The 15,688-nt window shown below is 64.6% G+C and carries 10 protein-coding genes; all 10 read left to right on the top strand.

Annotated elements, in window-relative coordinates:
- Positions 1-319: 319 nt before the first annotated feature.
- Positions 320-4,186: a response regulator gene (locus ACHWUQ_RS06410; RefSeq protein ID WP_394680645.1), complete on the top strand. Its 3,867-nt coding sequence runs from the start codon at positions 320-322 to the stop codon at positions 4,184-4,186.
- A 47-nt stretch (positions 4,187-4,233) separates the two neighbouring features.
- Complete coding sequence (locus tag ACHWUQ_RS06415) at positions 4,234-5,160, top strand: diguanylate cyclase (RefSeq protein ID WP_239809354.1); 927 nt, start codon at positions 4,234-4,236, stop codon at positions 5,158-5,160.
- Between the two features lie 221 nt (positions 5,161-5,381).
- Entirely contained in the window at positions 5,382-6,188 is an 807-nt protein-coding gene (locus ACHWUQ_RS06420; protein ID WP_239809355.1) for an inner membrane protein YpjD, read from the top strand.
- 6 nt (positions 6,189-6,194) lie between these two features.
- Positions 6,195-6,428 carry a PP0621 family protein gene (locus tag ACHWUQ_RS06425; RefSeq protein ID WP_312412438.1) on the top strand — a complete coding sequence of 78 codons (234 nt, stop codon included), beginning with the start codon at positions 6,195-6,197 and terminating at the stop codon, positions 6,426-6,428.
- Positions 6,429-6,464: 36 nt separating this feature from the next.
- On the top strand, positions 6,465-8,129 hold the full coding sequence (locus ACHWUQ_RS06430; RefSeq protein ID WP_312833961.1) for an ATP-binding protein: 1,665 nt from the start codon (positions 6,465-6,467) through the stop codon (positions 8,127-8,129).
- On the top strand, positions 8,126-9,655 hold the full coding sequence (locus ACHWUQ_RS06435) for a sigma-54 dependent transcriptional regulator (RefSeq protein WP_312527441.1): 1,530 nt from the start codon (positions 8,126-8,128) through the stop codon (positions 9,653-9,655). The genes ACHWUQ_RS06430 and ACHWUQ_RS06435 overlap by 4 nt, the downstream gene beginning before the upstream one ends.
- A 31-nt stretch (positions 9,656-9,686) precedes the next feature.
- A complete protein-coding gene (gene ampD, locus ACHWUQ_RS06440) occupies positions 9,687-10,301 on the top strand; it encodes a 1,6-anhydro-N-acetylmuramyl-L-alanine amidase AmpD (protein ID WP_239812766.1) in 615 nt (204 codons plus the stop codon).
- Positions 10,302-10,697: 396 nt separating this feature from the next.
- Positions 10,698-13,595: a ribonucleoside-diphosphate reductase subunit alpha gene (locus tag ACHWUQ_RS06445; protein WP_394680646.1), complete on the top strand. Its 2,898-nt coding sequence runs from the start codon at positions 10,698-10,700 to the stop codon at positions 13,593-13,595.
- A gap of 60 nt (positions 13,596-13,655) precedes the next feature.
- Positions 13,656-14,765 (top strand): ribonucleotide-diphosphate reductase subunit beta, encoded by a 1,110-nt coding sequence (locus ACHWUQ_RS06450; protein WP_239809360.1) that lies wholly within the window; start codon positions 13,656-13,658, stop codon positions 14,763-14,765.
- A gap of 195 nt (positions 14,766-14,960) precedes the next feature.
- Positions 14,961-15,688 (top strand): hypothetical protein (locus tag ACHWUQ_RS06455; protein WP_394680647.1); only part of this gene is annotated, 728 nt, incomplete at its 3' end.

Raw genomic sequence — 15,688 nt, forward strand, 5'->3', positions numbered from 1 at the left:
AGAGGGCTGGCGCCAGGGGCTGTAACCCACAGCCCTGCAAACCTTTGATTCTACCCGCTTGCCCCCGGCAGGCCCGGTGGCGGGGCTCCCGGGCTGCTGGGCAGCGCAAGAAACTATGACCCGTCCCCGACCATAGCCAAATCTTTGCCCGGGAAGTGCCAAACGAATTTAGGCTCTGAGCTTGCGCCCAGGCCTGCCTGCAGCCACGACAATGTTTGACGAGCCGCCGCTTGCCCACATGGCCGTTGCAGGGTGGCCCGCCATGCCCCATGCCCTGCCCGCCACCCCCAGGTGGCGCTTTCTTTGACCAGGACCACCGATGCCAGATACGCCGTATCGCCACTTGCTAGACCATTTTTCGGACGCCTTCTTCGTGACCGATGTGCAAGGCCGGATCCTGGATGTCAATGCCCAAGCCTACCGGGAGATGGGCTACAGCATGGCCGAGTTGATGGCGATGAACGTGGCCGATTTTGCCCTCGACGCCTCGGCGTCGGAGTTGCAGGCGCGGTGGCAGAAGATGGAGCCGGGCGCACGCAAGGTCGTCACCAACACCCACCAACGCAAGGACGGTTCCTGCTTTCCAGTCGAAGTGCACATTACCTGCCAGCTGGTCGATGGCGAGAAGCGCTTTTTCACGATCGCGCACGACATCACCGAGCGGGTGCGCCGCGACCAGGAAATTCAATTGCTCCATGCCGCGCTGGAGCAGCAGGTCGAAAAAAGCACGCAGCAATGGCGTCAGTCGACAGACCTGCTCGACGCGGTGATGCGGGGCACCTCGGATATCGTCTTTGTCAAGGATCGGCAGGGCCGCTATGTGTTCGCCAATCCGGCCGCCGAAGCTATTGCCCAGGTGCCGCCCGGCGGCCTCATCGGCAAGACCGATGCCGAAATCCTGGGGGGCCGCAACAACTTCGCGGAGGACGATGCCGCGGTGTACCGCACCACCACGCCGTTGGTCTCGGAGTCACATGCGCTGATAGAAGGCCGCAAGCTCAGCTTCCAGTCCATCAAAAGCCAGTACCGCAATGAGCATGGCGAGGTGATCGGGCTGTTGGGCATATCGCGCGACATGACGCAGATGCGCGAGTCCGAAAGCCAGCTGCGCAAGAGCTATGACTCGCTGCGCCGCGCAGAGCGGCTCTCTCGCATCGGCAGCTGGACCCTGGACCTGGCCAGCGGAGAGATCGAAGCCTCGGAGATGATGTACGAGATGAATGGCCTGGACCCGCAGGGGCCCAAGCTGACGCAGGACAACATTGCCCAGATGATGCCGCCGCAGGACTATGCCAAGGTCATGGCGGCCATTGCCCAGTGCGCCCAGACCGGCCAGCCGTACCGCCTCGACGTGACGCATTACACCCCCGACGGCGGCCAGTTCCCCGCCAGCATTCTGGGCCAGGCCGACTATGACGGCAGCGGCCGCATCGTCAGCCTCAGCGGCACCTTGCAGGATCTGTCGGAGCGCGAGCAGGCGCGCCAGCGGCTTGAAGCGCTGGCCGACAACCTGCCCAGCGGGGCGATCTACCGGGTCGAGGCGACGTCCGCCAGCCTGCGCATGAGCTATATCAGCGCCGGCATTGAAAAGCTGATCGGCGTCAGTGCCCAGGCGATCATGGCGGACAACGCCGCCTATACCCGGACCATCCACCCGGCCGATCTGGCCATGTACCGGCAGCAGCAGCGCGAGGCGCTGGAGCGCCTGAGCCTGTTTGATTGCAGCTTCCGCATCATCCGGCCCGATGGCGGCCTGCGTTGGCTGCGCTGCCGCTCGGCGCCCAGCCGCCAGGAGTCCGGCACGGTCTGGGACGGCATCATGCTCGACATCACGCGTGAGCGTGAGGCCGAACTGGCGCTGCAAAAGGCCAAGGAGATGGCCGAGGCCGCCGAACGCGCCAAGTCCGAGTTCCTGGCCACGATGAGCCATGAGATCCGCACCCCGATGAACACGGTCATCGGCATGACGCGCCTGATCCAGCAGACCCCGCTGCTGCCCAAGCAGCGCAACTACCTGGAAAAGGTCGAGCTGTCGGCCAATGCGCTGCTGTCGGTCATCAATGACATTCTGGATTTTTCCAAGATCGAAGCGGGCATGCTCACCTTGGAGAATGTGGAGTTTGCGCTCGACGATGTACTGGAGACCGTGTCGGCGGTCACCACATTGCGCGCCGAGGAAAAAGGCATCGAGGTGGTGTATTCGGTCGCTCCCGATGTGCCCCGGCAGCTGAGCGGTGACCCGCTGCGCCTGAGCCAGGTGCTCAACAACCTGGTGAGCAACGCCATCAAATTCACGCACCTGGGCGAGGTGGTGATCAGCATCCGCACCACCGCGGCTGCCGGCAACCGGCCGCTGGCACCGGGCAAGATCGGCCTGGAGGTGACCGTCAAGGACACCGGTATCGGCATGAGCGCCGCGCAGATGAGCCAGCTTTTCCGCCCGTTTTCACAAGCCGACAGCCAGACCACGCGGCGCTATGGCGGATCGGGTCTGGGGCTGGCGATCTGCCAGCGCCTGGTCGGCCAGATGGGCGGCGAGCTCAAGGTCGAGAGCAGCCCGGGTCTGGGCAGCACCTTTTACTTCTCGGTGCAGCTGCAGACCGCACAGGCCCAGCAAGCCCCCAAGCCGGCCCGCTACCACGGCACGCCGGTGGACCGCGTGCTGATCGTTGACGACAATGCCAGCGCACGTGACATCCTGGCCGAGATGGTGCGCGGCTTCGGCATGCGGGCCGATACGGTGGACTCGGGCGAGCAGGCGCTGTCCGATCTGCAGCTCGCCTCTCGCGTCGGCACCCCCTATGGCCTGGTACTGATGGACTGGCGCATGCCGGGCATGGACGGACTGGAGGTCGCCCGCCGCATTCGCGAGGAAGAGCACCTGTCCGCCACCCCTGCGGTGCTGATGGTGACGGCCTACGGCCGCGACGAAGTCATGCGCAAGGCCGAGGCCTTGCGCCTGCAAGGTCTGCTGATCAAGCCCGTCACGCAATCGGTACTGTTCAATGCCATCCTGGAAGCCTTGCAGTCGCAAGGCGGCGGCGTCTCGCGGCGCGCACTGTCCGAGCCGGCGGCCCATCCTCAGAGCCTGCATTCCGACCTCTCCCAGCTGTATCCGAACCTGCGCGGTAAAAACGTGCTGGTCGTGGATGACAATGCGCTGAACCGCGAGGTTGCGGCCGATTTTCTCAGCCTGGTGGGCGTGCAGGTGAGCCTGGCCACCAACGGTGCCGAGGCACTCAGCATGCTGGAACACCACCGCTACGATGCCGTGCTGATGGACGTGCACATGCCCCAGATGGACGGGCTGGACGCTACGCGCGCACTGCGCCAGCTCCCCCATCTGCAGCAGCTGCCCGTGATTGCGCTGACCGCGCAGGCCCGGGTCGAAGACCGCAGCGCCATCGAAGAGGCGGGCATGAACGCGCACCTGACCAAGCCCATCGATGAGCGCAAGCTGTACGAAACGCTGACCGAATGGATCGCAGGCCCCGGCAGCCAGGGCGGCGACCTGGATGCGCCAGAGTCCGAGTTCCTGCGCGATGAAGCCCGCTTCGTCGCCCCCTCGGGGCTCAACCACGCCAAGATGCTGCAGCGCTTTCAAGGCAATGCCGAGCGGGTAGAACGGGTGCTGGCGGGCTTTTACCGCGATTTTGCGGACGCCCCCCACACCCTGGTGCTGCATGCGCAGCAGTCGGCATGGCAGCCGCTGTCGATGCTGGCCCACTCGCTCAAGGGCGCGCTCGGCTACCTCGATGCAGCAGCACTGGTGCAAGCGGCCGAGTCCATTGAAAACCAGGCCCGGGAGCAGGCACAACAGCCACCCTCCTCTGCCCCACCCGATCCTCGGCTGCACGCCGAGACCACGGAGTTTGCGGCGCAGCTGCAGACCTTGCTGCAGGGCCTGGCCACCCGCCACAGTCCAGCCTCCGCGCCTGCGCCGGCGGCGGAGGCCCCAGCTCCCCACCCTGCTCCGGCCACCACTTTGCGCCAGGATCTCCAGCACCTCAAACGCCTGGTGGCCGATGGGGATTACGCGGCAGTCAGCGAACTCGAGCGCATGCTCGGCGCCAGCCCTGCCGCCCGCTGGACGCCTTTGCTGCAGCAAATCCTGCAGCATGTCGAGGACCTCGATGCCGATGCTGCGCTCGCCGCGATCGAGCGCCTGGAACAGATTTTGCCCTGAGCGCCTTCGTCTGCGCTATTGAGATTTGAGTTTTTGGATCACGCACCATGCAAGCCGAGCCCGATAACGACCAACCCACCATCCTGATTGTGGATGACGAGCGCGTCAACCGCTCCATGCTCGCGGAGCTGCTGGGCCAGCAGTACCGCGTGCTGCTGGCCAAGGACGGCCCCAGCGCGTTGACGATTGCCGCCCGCGAGTCACACCGCCTGCTGCTGGTGCTGCTGGATGTGAGCATGCCCGGCATGAATGGTTACGAGGTGTTGACGCAGCTGCGCAAACAGGAAGCGACTGCCGGTATCGCCATCATCTTCATCACCGGCCAAAGCGATGCCGCTGCCGAGGAGTATGGACTGCGCCTGGGCGCGGCCGACTACGTCTCCAAGCCGATACGCCCGGCCGTCGTCAGCGTGCGGGTGCGCAACCAGATCGATCTGGCGCTGCAACGCCAGGCGCTGCAGCGTCTGGCCCAGGTCGACGGACTCACCAATCTGGCCAACCGCCGGCATTTTGACGACATGCTGCAGCGCTGCCACCGCATGTGCCTGCGCAGAAACGACCCGCTGGGCCTGGCACTGATCGATATTGATCACTTCAAGCTGTACAACGACCACTACGGCCACGTGCAGGGCGATGAGGCGCTCAAGCAGGTGGCGGGCACCTTGGCACGCCATGCCCGCCGACCCTATGATCTGGCCGCCCGCTTCGGCGGCGAAGAGTTTGCGCTGATCCTGCCCGGCCACGCCGATGCGTTGGAGGTGGTGGAGCGCTTTCGCCAGGAGGTGCAGGCCATGGCCATTGCCCATGCAGCGTCGACGACCGCGCCGGCGCTGACCGTCAGCTGCGGTGTGCTGACCGTGCACTGCGGCCCTGCCGACAGCATGGAAGACTGCCTGCGGCGCGCCGATGAGCTGCTGTACGACGCCAAAACCCATGGCCGCAACCGCGTCTGCGCGACCAGTATCGGCCTCTAGCAGCCCGTGGCGGCACCCACGCGACGCCGGCGGGGAGAACGACGCCGCCGAGATTGTCTGTGGCGCGTGCTGCGCGCGGACGGCGCCGGCAGCGGCCATCACTCGTGATCGCCGGCCATCGCCAGCCACTGCCTGCCACTGCTTGCAATAGCCGGTGGATTGACAGGCGCTGCCGCACGCGCAGGCCGCACAGGGTTTCTGCCGCCGCTATGATAGCGGGCATGCTCTCTCCCGCCATTGCCGCAGCCAGCACCAGCCCCATCGGCTGGGCGCTGGCCATTGCAGCAGCCATTGCCTACGCCATTCCCGCACTTGCGGCCCGACGCCTGCAGGAGTCCAGCGCACGGCTGGGCTTGCGCGCGGCCTGGGCGCTGCATCTGGCAGCGATTGCCTGGAGCCTGATGGGCGACACGCCCCACTTCGGCTTTGCGCCGGCCCTGTCGGTGACTGCCTGGCTGGTGCTCACGGTCTACGTGGTCGAGCAGCAGCTCTACCCCCAGTTGCGCTCGCGCTGGCCGCTGTCGGCGATGGGCTGCATCGCCGTGCTGCTGGCCGGCGTGTTCCCCGGCAGCCCCTTGCATGTCAATGCCTCGCCGTGGCTGCCGCTGCACCTGGCACTGGGCATCGCCTCCTATGGTCTGTTTGCTGCCGCCGTGGTCCACGCCGCACTGATGACCCGGGCCGAGCGCCAGATGCGCCAGGATGGCAGCCACGATGGCGGGCTGCCGCTGCTGGCATTGGAGCGGCTGACATTCCGCTTTGTCACGGCGGGTTTCATCCTGCTGTCGGCGACCCTGCTCGCGGGCTGGTGGTTTGGCGAAGCGCTGTACGGCAAGGCCTGGGTATGGAACCACAAGTCGGTATTTTCGCTGCTGGCCTGGCTGACCTTTGCCGTGCTGCTGGTGGGCCGCAAGCGCTTTGGCTGGCGCGGACAGCGCGCTGTCAACATGCTCTATGTGGGCGCCACCTTGCTGCTGCTGGCCTATGTGGGCTCGCGCTTTGTCCTTGAAGTCATCTTGAAACACTGAGCCACCATGAAGTATTTGCTGGTATTGCTGGTGCTGGCCGTGGGCTGGCACATGTGGCGCAGCCAACGGGTCAAGAACATGCCCCCACCGCCCAAGAAAGGGCTGGCCAAGCCCGAACCCATGGTGCACTGCGCCCACTGCGGCGTGCACCTGCCGCAGTCCGATGCGATCAGCTACCAGGGCGCGCATTACTGCTCACAAGCCCATCTTGCCCAGGCCGTGCCGCCTGGCCGGCGCTGAGCGTTGGGCGCTTCCACCATGGCAGCGCTGGAGTTGATGGAAACCCCATTCAAGCGCCTGTGGCGCGGCTATCTGGTGGCCCGCGTATTTGTCGCGCTGCTGCTGGCGCTTGGGGCGATGGCCATCACGCCGGTGCTAGCGGGCCCGCTGCTGTCGCAACTGGCGCTGCTGGGTACCTACGGCGTCTCGGCGATGCTGTACGCCGCGCTCAGCCACAAACCACCTCCGCAGCGCCGCGTCTATGCCTGGCTGCCGACGGTGGGCATGGACCTGCTGCTGATCTCGCTGCTCGAAGTGACGAAGACCGGCACCTACACGCTGACGCCGATGTTTGGCCTGGCCGTGCTGTTTGCCGGCACCTTGGGCGGCTGGCTGGTGACCTTGGGCAGCTGCGCCTACATCACGATCTTCCTGATTGTCGAATCCCTGAGCTTCCGCACCTCGGTGTTTGAACTCGATGCGACACAGAACACCGTGCAGGCCGGGCTGGCAGGCGCTGCCTATTTTCTGGTGGGCATTCTTGTGCGTCTGCTCGCCTCGCGGGTGGAGCGCGAAACCTTGCACGGCCTGCGCAATGCCGCTGCGGCCAACCAGCAAGAGCAGATCAATGCACTGATCCTGCAGAACCTGCCCGATGGCGTGCTGGTGGCCGACCAGGCCCTGCAGGTGCGTATTGCCAACCCCGCCGCGATGGCCTTGCTCGGCCATCCCCATCTGCCGCTGGAACTGGCCCAGTTGCCAGCCTGGCGGGCAGTGGTGGAGCAGGTCACCCAGACCTTTGCCGGGCAAAAACCTCTGTCACAGGATCTGGCGCTCACGGCGCCGCAGACCGCGCCGATCGGCCTGCATGTGCGCACATGGTTGACGCACCCGCTGCCGACCTTCGGCAGCATCGGCAGCCATGACAACGACCCCCTGTGCCTGGTGTTTCTGCATGACCTGCGCGAAATTGAAGCGCGTCTGCGAACCGAAAAAATGGCGGCCATGGGCCGGATGTCAGCCGCTGTCGCCCATGAAATCCGCAACCCGCTGACCGCCATCACCCAGGCCAATGCACTGCTGGACGAGGAGCTGACCGACCCGGGCCAGAAACGCCTGACCTACATGGTCGAGCAAAATGCCCAGCGCCTGGGCCGCATTGCCGAAGACATCCTGGACATCGCTCGCGTGCACAACCAGATCCAGCCAGGCGACGGAGAATCCGTCGCCCTCAACGAGACCGTGCTGCAGATCTGCCACGACTGGATGTCGCTGGCCCCTGCTGCGCATACCTTGGCGCTGGCGCTGGACGCCGATGACAGCCTGGTGGCCTTTGATACCGGTCACCTGCGCCAGCTGCTCTACAACCTGCTCAACAACGGCCAGCGCTATCGCAGCGCGCATGCGGGCTCGCTGCGCGTGGGCACCCACAGCAGCCTGACGGGCACCACCACCTTGGTGGTCTGGAGCGATGGCGCGCCGATCGAGCCGACGATCGAGAAACACCTGTTCGAGCCCTTCTTCTCATCCGAGAGCCGCTCCAGCGGCCTGGGCCTCTACATCTGCCGCGAACTGTGCACCCGCCATGGCGCTATGATCCGCTATGAAAGGCAGAGCGCAGCGCTGCCCGAGCTGGCACAGGGCAATGCCTTCATCGTGCAGTTTCGCCGCGCCGCCAGCCCTGCGCACCCCCTGCAGACTGATTTGATCCACCAGGCATGAGTTTTGAAAACACCACTGTTCTGGTCGTGGACGACGAGCCCGACCTCCGAACGCTTTACGAGCTGACCCTGCTGCGTGAAGGCTACCGGGTCTTTACGGCGGGCTCGGTGCAGGAAGCGCGCGCCCAGCTGCAACAGCGCCGCTTCGAGATTCTGATCACCGACATGCGCCTGCCCGACGGCCTGGGCATGGAGCTGCTGCAGGACCTGCGCCGCCAAAGCCGCAGCGAGCGCGCCATCGTGATGACCGCTTACGGCTCGGCCGACAACGCGGTCGCGGCGTTGCGCGAGGGGGCATTTGACTACCTGACCAAGCCGGTCGATCTCAAGCAGTTCCGCCAGGTGGTGGCATCGGCCAGCCAGGGCCTGCAGGATGCGCCTGCGCAAGCTCCATCGCAGGCCGCTTTTCAAGCGCCGGCGCAGCCGGGTACGCCCCCATTGCCGCAAGACGCTTCGCAGCGCGAACTGATTGGCCCCTCGCTGGTCATGCAGCAGGTGCGCGAGCGCATTGCCAAGGTGGCCGGCAGCATGGCACCCATACTGGTGCGCGGCGAGTCGGGCACCGGCAAGGAGCTGGTGGCCCAGTCCCTGCACCGCCGCAGCCAGCGCGCCAGTGGCCCGATGGTGGCAGTCAACTGCGGCGCCATCCCTGAAAACCTGCTCGAAGCCGAATTCTTTGGAGCCCGCAAAGGGGCCTATACGGGCGCCAACCAGGACCGGGACGGCTTTTTCCAGGCCGCCCATGGTGGCACGCTCTTCCTCGACGAAATCGGCGAGCTGCCGCTGGCGATGCAGGCCAAGCTCCTGCGGGCGATCCAGGAGCGCAAGGTGCGGCCGCTGGGTGCCCAGCAGGAGGAAGCTGTCGATGTGCGCATCGTCAGCGCCACCCACCGCGACCTGGCCGCCGATGTGCAGGCAGGGCGGTTCCGCCAGGACCTGTACTACCGCCTCAACGTCATCGATATCTTCATCCCGCCACTGCGCGAGCGCCGCGAGGATCTGCCGGCGCTGTGCGAGGTGCTGCTTGCGCGCATTGCCCACGAAAGCGGCCAGCCGGTGCCCCAGCTCGGCCCGGAGGCCTTGCAAGCGCTTGCCGGCCACGCACTGCCGGGCAACGTGCGCGAGCTGGAGAACCTGCTGCTGCGCTCTGTCGCGCTGAGTGACGGGCCGTTTCTGCATATCGAGCCTGCGCGCTCCGGGGGGGCTGCGAACGCTGCAGTTCAGAGCATCGCTGCCGAGCAAACCCCTGCCTACCTGGCGCCCGCCGCGCCACGGGTGGCCGCAGCACCGCCCCTCCCCTCGGCGCTACCGGCCCACGGCGAGCGCTTTCCCCTTCCGCAGGATCTGCCAGCCGATCTGCAGGCCTGGCTCGATGCCATCGAGCGCGATATCCTCGTGCGCGCGCTGCAGGAGTTCGGCTTCAACCGCACAGCCGCCGCCAACCGGCTGGGCATCAGCCTGCGCCAGATCCGCTACCGCATGGAACGGCTGCAGATCCACGATCCCAGCGATGGGGTACAGCCCTAGGACTGACGCCATGCCCCAAGACCTGCCCGAGATGCCGCCCGGCGCGGACGCCCGCCCCCCGGCGGCGGCGCATGCCGCGCTCTGGCACCAGGGTTGGCTGCGCACGGCCACGCCGTGCCCCTCGCCCAACTTCGGGCCCCGCCCCGGCGGCGCCTGCACCGATCTGATCGTCGTCCACTCGATCAGCCTGCCACCGGGCATCTACGGCACGGGCGATGTGCAGCGCCTGTTCACCAACCAGCTCGACTGGGATGCGCACCCGTACTTCCAGACCATCCGCGGGCTGCAGGTCTCCTCGCATTTTTTCATCACCCGCGAAGGGGCCGTGTGGCAATTTGTCAGTGCCGACGAACGCGCTTGGCATGCCGGCCAGTCGTTCTGGCGCGGGCGGCCGCGCTGCAATGACGACTCCATCGGCATCGAACTCGAAGGCCTGGAGGGCGAGACCTTCGAGCCGGCGCAGTACCAGAGCCTGGTGCAGCTGTGCCAGCAGATCCGCGCGCAGTATGCGATTGCCTATATCGCCGGCCACGAGCACATCGCGCCCGGCCGCAAGAACGATCCCGGCCCCGGCTTTTCCTGGCCCCGCCTGCAGCAGGAGCTGGACTGGCCTGCCGCGATGTTTCCACCATCCATCGGGCTGTAGATCTGCCCTCGGTGCAGAGGCCCTTTTTCGCCGCGCGTTGGCATTTTTGCAGGCCCAGACGCCTGCGAAATGTGAGATTTTCTCCTGTTTGAAAAATTATTTTTTCTGTGCCCTGGCCCCGTTTTGCGCAGGCTGGCAACGGGGATCGCCCCGTAACACACGCACAGCGGTGGTTTGCATGCCCAAATGACCACGCCATGCGCAGTTGCCGCTGTTTTGCTGCGCAGCATGGCGACAGCCCCTGCACACAAAATGCGCAATGCCCCATACACTACAGGTAGTGTCCAGCGCTCACAAAAACACTACATGTAGTGTGATGCGGTTCCCAGAGGCTTGGTGATACCGGCATACCACAGCGCTGTTTCTCCGGTTTTTTGCACCCACTGAGAGGACATCATGAGCGCTGCTTCGCTTTCTGAGCTACAGGCCGCACCGGCCACCAGCTCGCGCACCCTGGATGGATTCACCGTACTGCCGGACTACCAGATCATGCGGCGCAACGGCGCAGTTGTCCCCTTCGAGCCTGCAAAGATCACCACCGCCATCATGAAGGCCTTCCTGGCCGTCCATGGCAGCCAGGGCTCGGCATCGGCCAGCGTTCGCGAAGTGGTCGAGAACCTGACCCACACGGTGGTACGCGCCCTGATGCGCTCGCGCCCCAGCGGCGGCACTTTTCACATCGAAGATGTGCAGGACCAGGTGGAGCTGGGTCTGATGCGTGGCGGCAACCACGAGGTCGCGCGGGCCTACGTGCTGTACCGCGAGCGCCGCAACCAGGAGCGCGCGCAGTTGCAGGCCCAGCACACACCCGCCCATGCCAGCCTGCATGTGCAGGACCGGGGCCAGCCGGTGCTGCTCGACGTCAAAGAACTCCATGACCGTATTGCGGCCGCATGCCAGGGGCTGGGCCAGGACGTCGATCCAGCCCCGATCCTCAGCGAGACCCTGCGCAATCTCTACGACGGCGTTCCGATGGACGAGGTGTTCAAGGCATCGATCCTGGCAGCGCGCACCTTGATTGAAAAAGACCCCGACTACAGCTTTGTCACCGCGCGCCTGCTGCTGCACACCATCACGCGCGAAGTGATCGGCCAGGATGTCAGCAGTGCCGACATGGGCGCGGCCTACCGCAGCTACTTCCCCGGCTTTGTCGCGCAAGGTATCGCGCATGAACTGCTCGCGCCCGAGATGCTGGACTTCGACCTGCCGCGCCTGGCCGCAGCCCTCCAGCCCGCGCGCGATCTGCAGTTTGACTACCTGGGGTTGCAGACTCTGTACGACCGCTATTTCCTGCATGTGCGCAAGCAGCGCATCGAGCTGCCCCAGGCCTTCTTCATGCGCGTGGCCATGGGCCTGGCGCTGAAGGAGGACGACCGCAATGCAAGGGCCATTGCGTTCTATGACCTGCTCTCGTCGTTCGACTTCATGTCGTCCACCCCCACCCTGTTCAACAGCGGCACCTTGCGCTCGCAACTGTCGTCCTGCTATCTGACCACGGTGGCCGATGACCTGGGCGGCATCTACGATGCGATCCGCGAAAACGCGCTGCTGTCCAAGTTTGCCGGGGGCCTGGGCAATGACTGGACCCCCGTGCGTGCGATGGGTGCCCGCATCAAGGGCACCAATGGCGAGTCGCAGGGCGTGGTGCCTTTTCTCAAGGTGGTCAACGACACGGCCGTCGCCGTCAACCAGGGCGGCAAGCGCAAAGGCGCCGTCTGCACCTACCTGGAGACCTGGCACCTGGACATCGAGGAGTTTCTGGAGCTGCGCAAGAACACCGGTGATGACCGCCGCCGCACCCATGACATGAACACCGCCAATTGGATCCCCGACCTGTTCATGCAACGGGTCATGGAAAAAGGGACCTGGACCCTGTTCTCACCCTCGGACGTTCCCGATCTGCACGACCGCTTTGGCAAGGATTTCGAGCGGGCCTACACCGCTTACGAGGCCCAGGCGGCAACCGGCGAACTGGCGCTGAGCAAGACGCTGCCGGCGGTCGATCTGTGGCGCAAGATGCTGTCCATGCTGTTCGAGACTGGCCACCCCTGGATCACCTTCAAGGATGCCTGCAACCTGCGCTCGCCACAGCAGCATGCGGGCGTCGTGCACTCCTCCAACCTCTGCACCGAGATCACGCTCAACACCAGCGACACGGAAACCGCCGTCTGCAACCTGGGCTCGGTCAACCTGGCGCGCCACCTGAAAGATGACGGGCAAGGCGGCCTGGCACTGGACCATGACAAGCTCAAGCGCACCGTCGCCACGGCCATGCGCATGCTCGACAACGTCATCGACATCAACTACTACGCGGTGGACAAGGCGCGCGACTCCAACCTGCGCCACCGCCCGGTGGGTCTGGGCATCATGGCCTTCCAGGACAGCCTCTACCAATTGCACATCCCCTACGCCAGCGATGCGGCGGTGCAGTTTGCCGACACCTCGATGGAGGCGGTCTGCTACTACGCCTATTGGGCATCGACCGAGCTGGCGCGCGAGCGCGGTGTCTACAGCAGCTACCCTGGCTCGCTGTGGAGCCAGGGCATTCTGCCGCTGGACACGCTGGACCTGCTCGCCCAGGCCCGAGGCCATGCCGACTATGTCCAGGTGGACCGCAGCATGCAGCTGGACTGGGAAGCACTGCGCCGCAAGATCGCGCAGGACGGCATGCGCAATTCCAACTGCGTGGCCATCGCACCCACCGCCACGATCTCCAACATCGTCGGTGTCGATGCCTCCATCGAACCCTCGTTTGGCAACCTGTCGGTCAAGTCCAACCTCTCGGGCGAGTTCACCGTGATCAACCAGTACCTGGTGCGCGACCTCAAGAAGCTGGGCCTGTGGGACGACGTGATGGTGATGGACCTCAAGCATTTTGAGGGCTCGCTGCGCCCCATCGACCGCGTGCCCCATGCGCTCAAGGCTCTGTATGCCACGGCCTTTGAAGTCGATCCCGTCTGGCTGGTGGAAGCGGCCTCGCGGCGGCAGAAATGGATAGACCAGGCGCAGAGCCTCAATATCTATATGGCAGGGGCATCTGGCAAGAAACTCGACGATGCCTACAAGCTCGCCTGGGCGCGCGGCCTCAAGACCACGTACTACCTGCGCACCACCAGCGCCACGCAGGCTGAAAAGTCCACCATCCAAAGCCGCGTACTCAATGCCGTGCCCAGCAGCCAGGCCGCGCCCGCAGCCCAAGCGGTGGCAGCCGCCGCCGCTGCCCAGCCCGCTGCGCCCGGCACCGACATCCGCTTCTGCGCCATCGATGACCCCGGCTGCGAAGCCTGCCAGTGACTCCCGCACATCGTCCGAACCTGAACCACCACACCGGCCCCCACCAGGAGCGCACCACCCATGCTGAGCTTTGAAGAAGATTCCATCGACGCGTTGGCGCCGCTCGCAGCCACTGCTGCGCTGCCCGCTGCACCACCACCTGCAGCGATGTTCAAGCGGGTCAACGCCGCCGACAAGCGCATCATCAACGCCAAGACCGATGTCAACCAGCTGGTGCCGTTCAAATACAAATGGGCCTGGGAGAAATACCTGGCTACCTGTGCCAACCACTGGATGCCACAAGAGGTCAACATGACGCGCGACATCGCGCTGTGGAAATCCCCAAATGGCCTGACCGAGGACGAGCGCCGCATCGTCAAGCGCAACCTGGGCTTTTTCGTCACGGCCGATTCGCTGGCCGCCAACAACATCGTGCTGGGCACCTACCGCCATATCACCGCGCCGGAGTGCCGCCAGTTTCTGCTGCGCCAGGCATTCGAGGAAGCCATCCACACCCATGCCTACCAGTACATCGTGGAGTCGCTCGGGCTGGATGAATCCGAGATCTTCAACGCCTACAACGAGGTCCCCTCGATCCGCAACAAGGATGCTTTCCTGATCCCGTTCATCGACGCGATCATGGACCCCAACTTCCAGACCGGCACCTCGCAGACGGACCAGACCTTGCTCAAAAGCCTGATCGTGTTTGCCTGTCTGATGGAGGGCCTGTTCTTCTATGTGGGCTTCACGCAGATCCTGGCGCTGGGCCGGCAGAACAAGATGACCGGCGCGGCCGAGCAGTACCAGTACATCCTGCGCGACGAGTCGATGCACTGCAACTTCGGCATCGACCTGATCAACCAGCTCAAGCTGGAGAACCCCGACCTCTGGACTGCTGCATTCAAGGACGAGATCAAGGCCTTGTTTATTCAAGCAGTCGAACTTGAATATCAATACGCAGAAGACACGATGCCCAGAGGTGTGCTGGGCATGAACGCAGCGATGTTCAAAGGCTACCTGCGCTACATCGCCAACCGCCGCGCAACGCAGATCGGCCTCGATGCGTTGTACCCCAACGAGGACAATCCGTTCCCGTGGATGAGCGAGATGATCGACCTGAAAAAAGAGAGAAATTTCTTTGAGACCCGCGTCATCGAATACCAGTCCGGCGGCGCGCTTTCCTGGGATTGACGCCGACCTTGATGTGCAAACCCCGTCAGAATGTGGTTTTCCTGAGAGAAAACTGTGAAATTTGGCGTCTTTATTGAGGTTTGCACTATGCCAGTTGCTAGCAGCTGATGCACAATTCAGTTTGCTATCAAAACTTCGTGTCGAATTCAATCAGGCATGAAGTCTGCTTTCTAAATTGACCCGAAGGAGAAGAGCATGGCAACGTCCAAAGCAAGCAAGAAAACTGCTGACACCAAGGCAACTGCCAAGAAGGCAGTCGCAACCAAGGCAGCCGCCCCCAAGGCTGCTGCAAAGCCAAAGGCCGCTGCCAAGCCAGCCGCCACCAAGGCAGCTGCAAAGCCTGCTGCCAAGGCCGTTGCCAAAAAGGCAGCTGCTAAGCCAGCCGCCGCAAAGAAGACCGCCGCCAAGCCCGCAACCAAATCCACCGCAGCCGCCAAGACTGCCGTGAAGAAGGCTGCCGCTCCAGCCAAGAAGGCTGCTGCTCCGGCCAAGAAGGCCGCAGCTCCTGCGAAGAAGGCTGCCGCTCCGGCAAAGAAGGCCGCAGCTCCAGCCAAGAAGGCCGCAGCTCCAGCCAAGAAGGCTGCAGCTCCTGCGAAGAAGGCTGCGGCTCCTGCCAAGAAGGCTGCGGCTCCTGCGAAGAAGGCTGCTGCTCCAGCCAAGAAGGCTGCCGCTCCTGCGAAGAAGGCCGCTGCTCCTGCGAAGAAGGCCGCCGCTCCAGCCAAGAAGGCCGCCGCTCCAGCGAAGAAGGCTGCCGCTCCTGCGAAGAAGGCTGCCGCTCCTGCGAAGAAGGCCGCTGCTCCTGCGAAGAAGGCTGCCGCTCCAGCTAAGAAGGCTGCCGCTCCTGCGAAGAAGGCCGCTGCTCCAGCCAAGAAGGCTGCCGCTCCTGCGAAGAAGGCCGCCGCTCCTGCCAAGGCTCCCGCACC

Source organism: uncultured Comamonas sp. (assembly GCF_964277875.1).
Taxonomy (GTDB): domain Bacteria; phylum Pseudomonadota; class Gammaproteobacteria; order Burkholderiales; family Burkholderiaceae_C; genus Comamonas; species Comamonas sediminis.

Coding starts and splice junctions, on each gene's coding strand:
- ACHWUQ_RS06410 (WP_394680645.1), top strand. CDS start 320: ATGCCAGATACGCCGTATCGCCACTTGCTAGACCATTTTTCGGACGCC.
- ACHWUQ_RS06415 (WP_239809354.1), top strand. CDS start 4,234: ATGCAAGCCGAGCCCGATAACGACCAACCCACCATCCTGATTGTGGAT.
- ACHWUQ_RS06420 (WP_239809355.1), top strand. CDS start 5,382: ATGCTCTCTCCCGCCATTGCCGCAGCCAGCACCAGCCCCATCGGCTGG.
- ACHWUQ_RS06425 (WP_312412438.1), top strand. CDS start 6,195: ATGAAGTATTTGCTGGTATTGCTGGTGCTGGCCGTGGGCTGGCACATG.
- ACHWUQ_RS06430 (WP_312833961.1), top strand. CDS start 6,465: ATGGAAACCCCATTCAAGCGCCTGTGGCGCGGCTATCTGGTGGCCCGC.
- ACHWUQ_RS06435 (WP_312527441.1), top strand. CDS start 8,126: ATGAGTTTTGAAAACACCACTGTTCTGGTCGTGGACGACGAGCCCGAC.
- ampD (WP_239812766.1), top strand. CDS start 9,687: ATGCCGCCCGGCGCGGACGCCCGCCCCCCGGCGGCGGCGCATGCCGCG.
- ACHWUQ_RS06445 (WP_394680646.1), top strand. CDS start 10,698: ATGAGCGCTGCTTCGCTTTCTGAGCTACAGGCCGCACCGGCCACCAGC.
- ACHWUQ_RS06450 (WP_239809360.1), top strand. CDS start 13,656: ATGCTGAGCTTTGAAGAAGATTCCATCGACGCGTTGGCGCCGCTCGCA.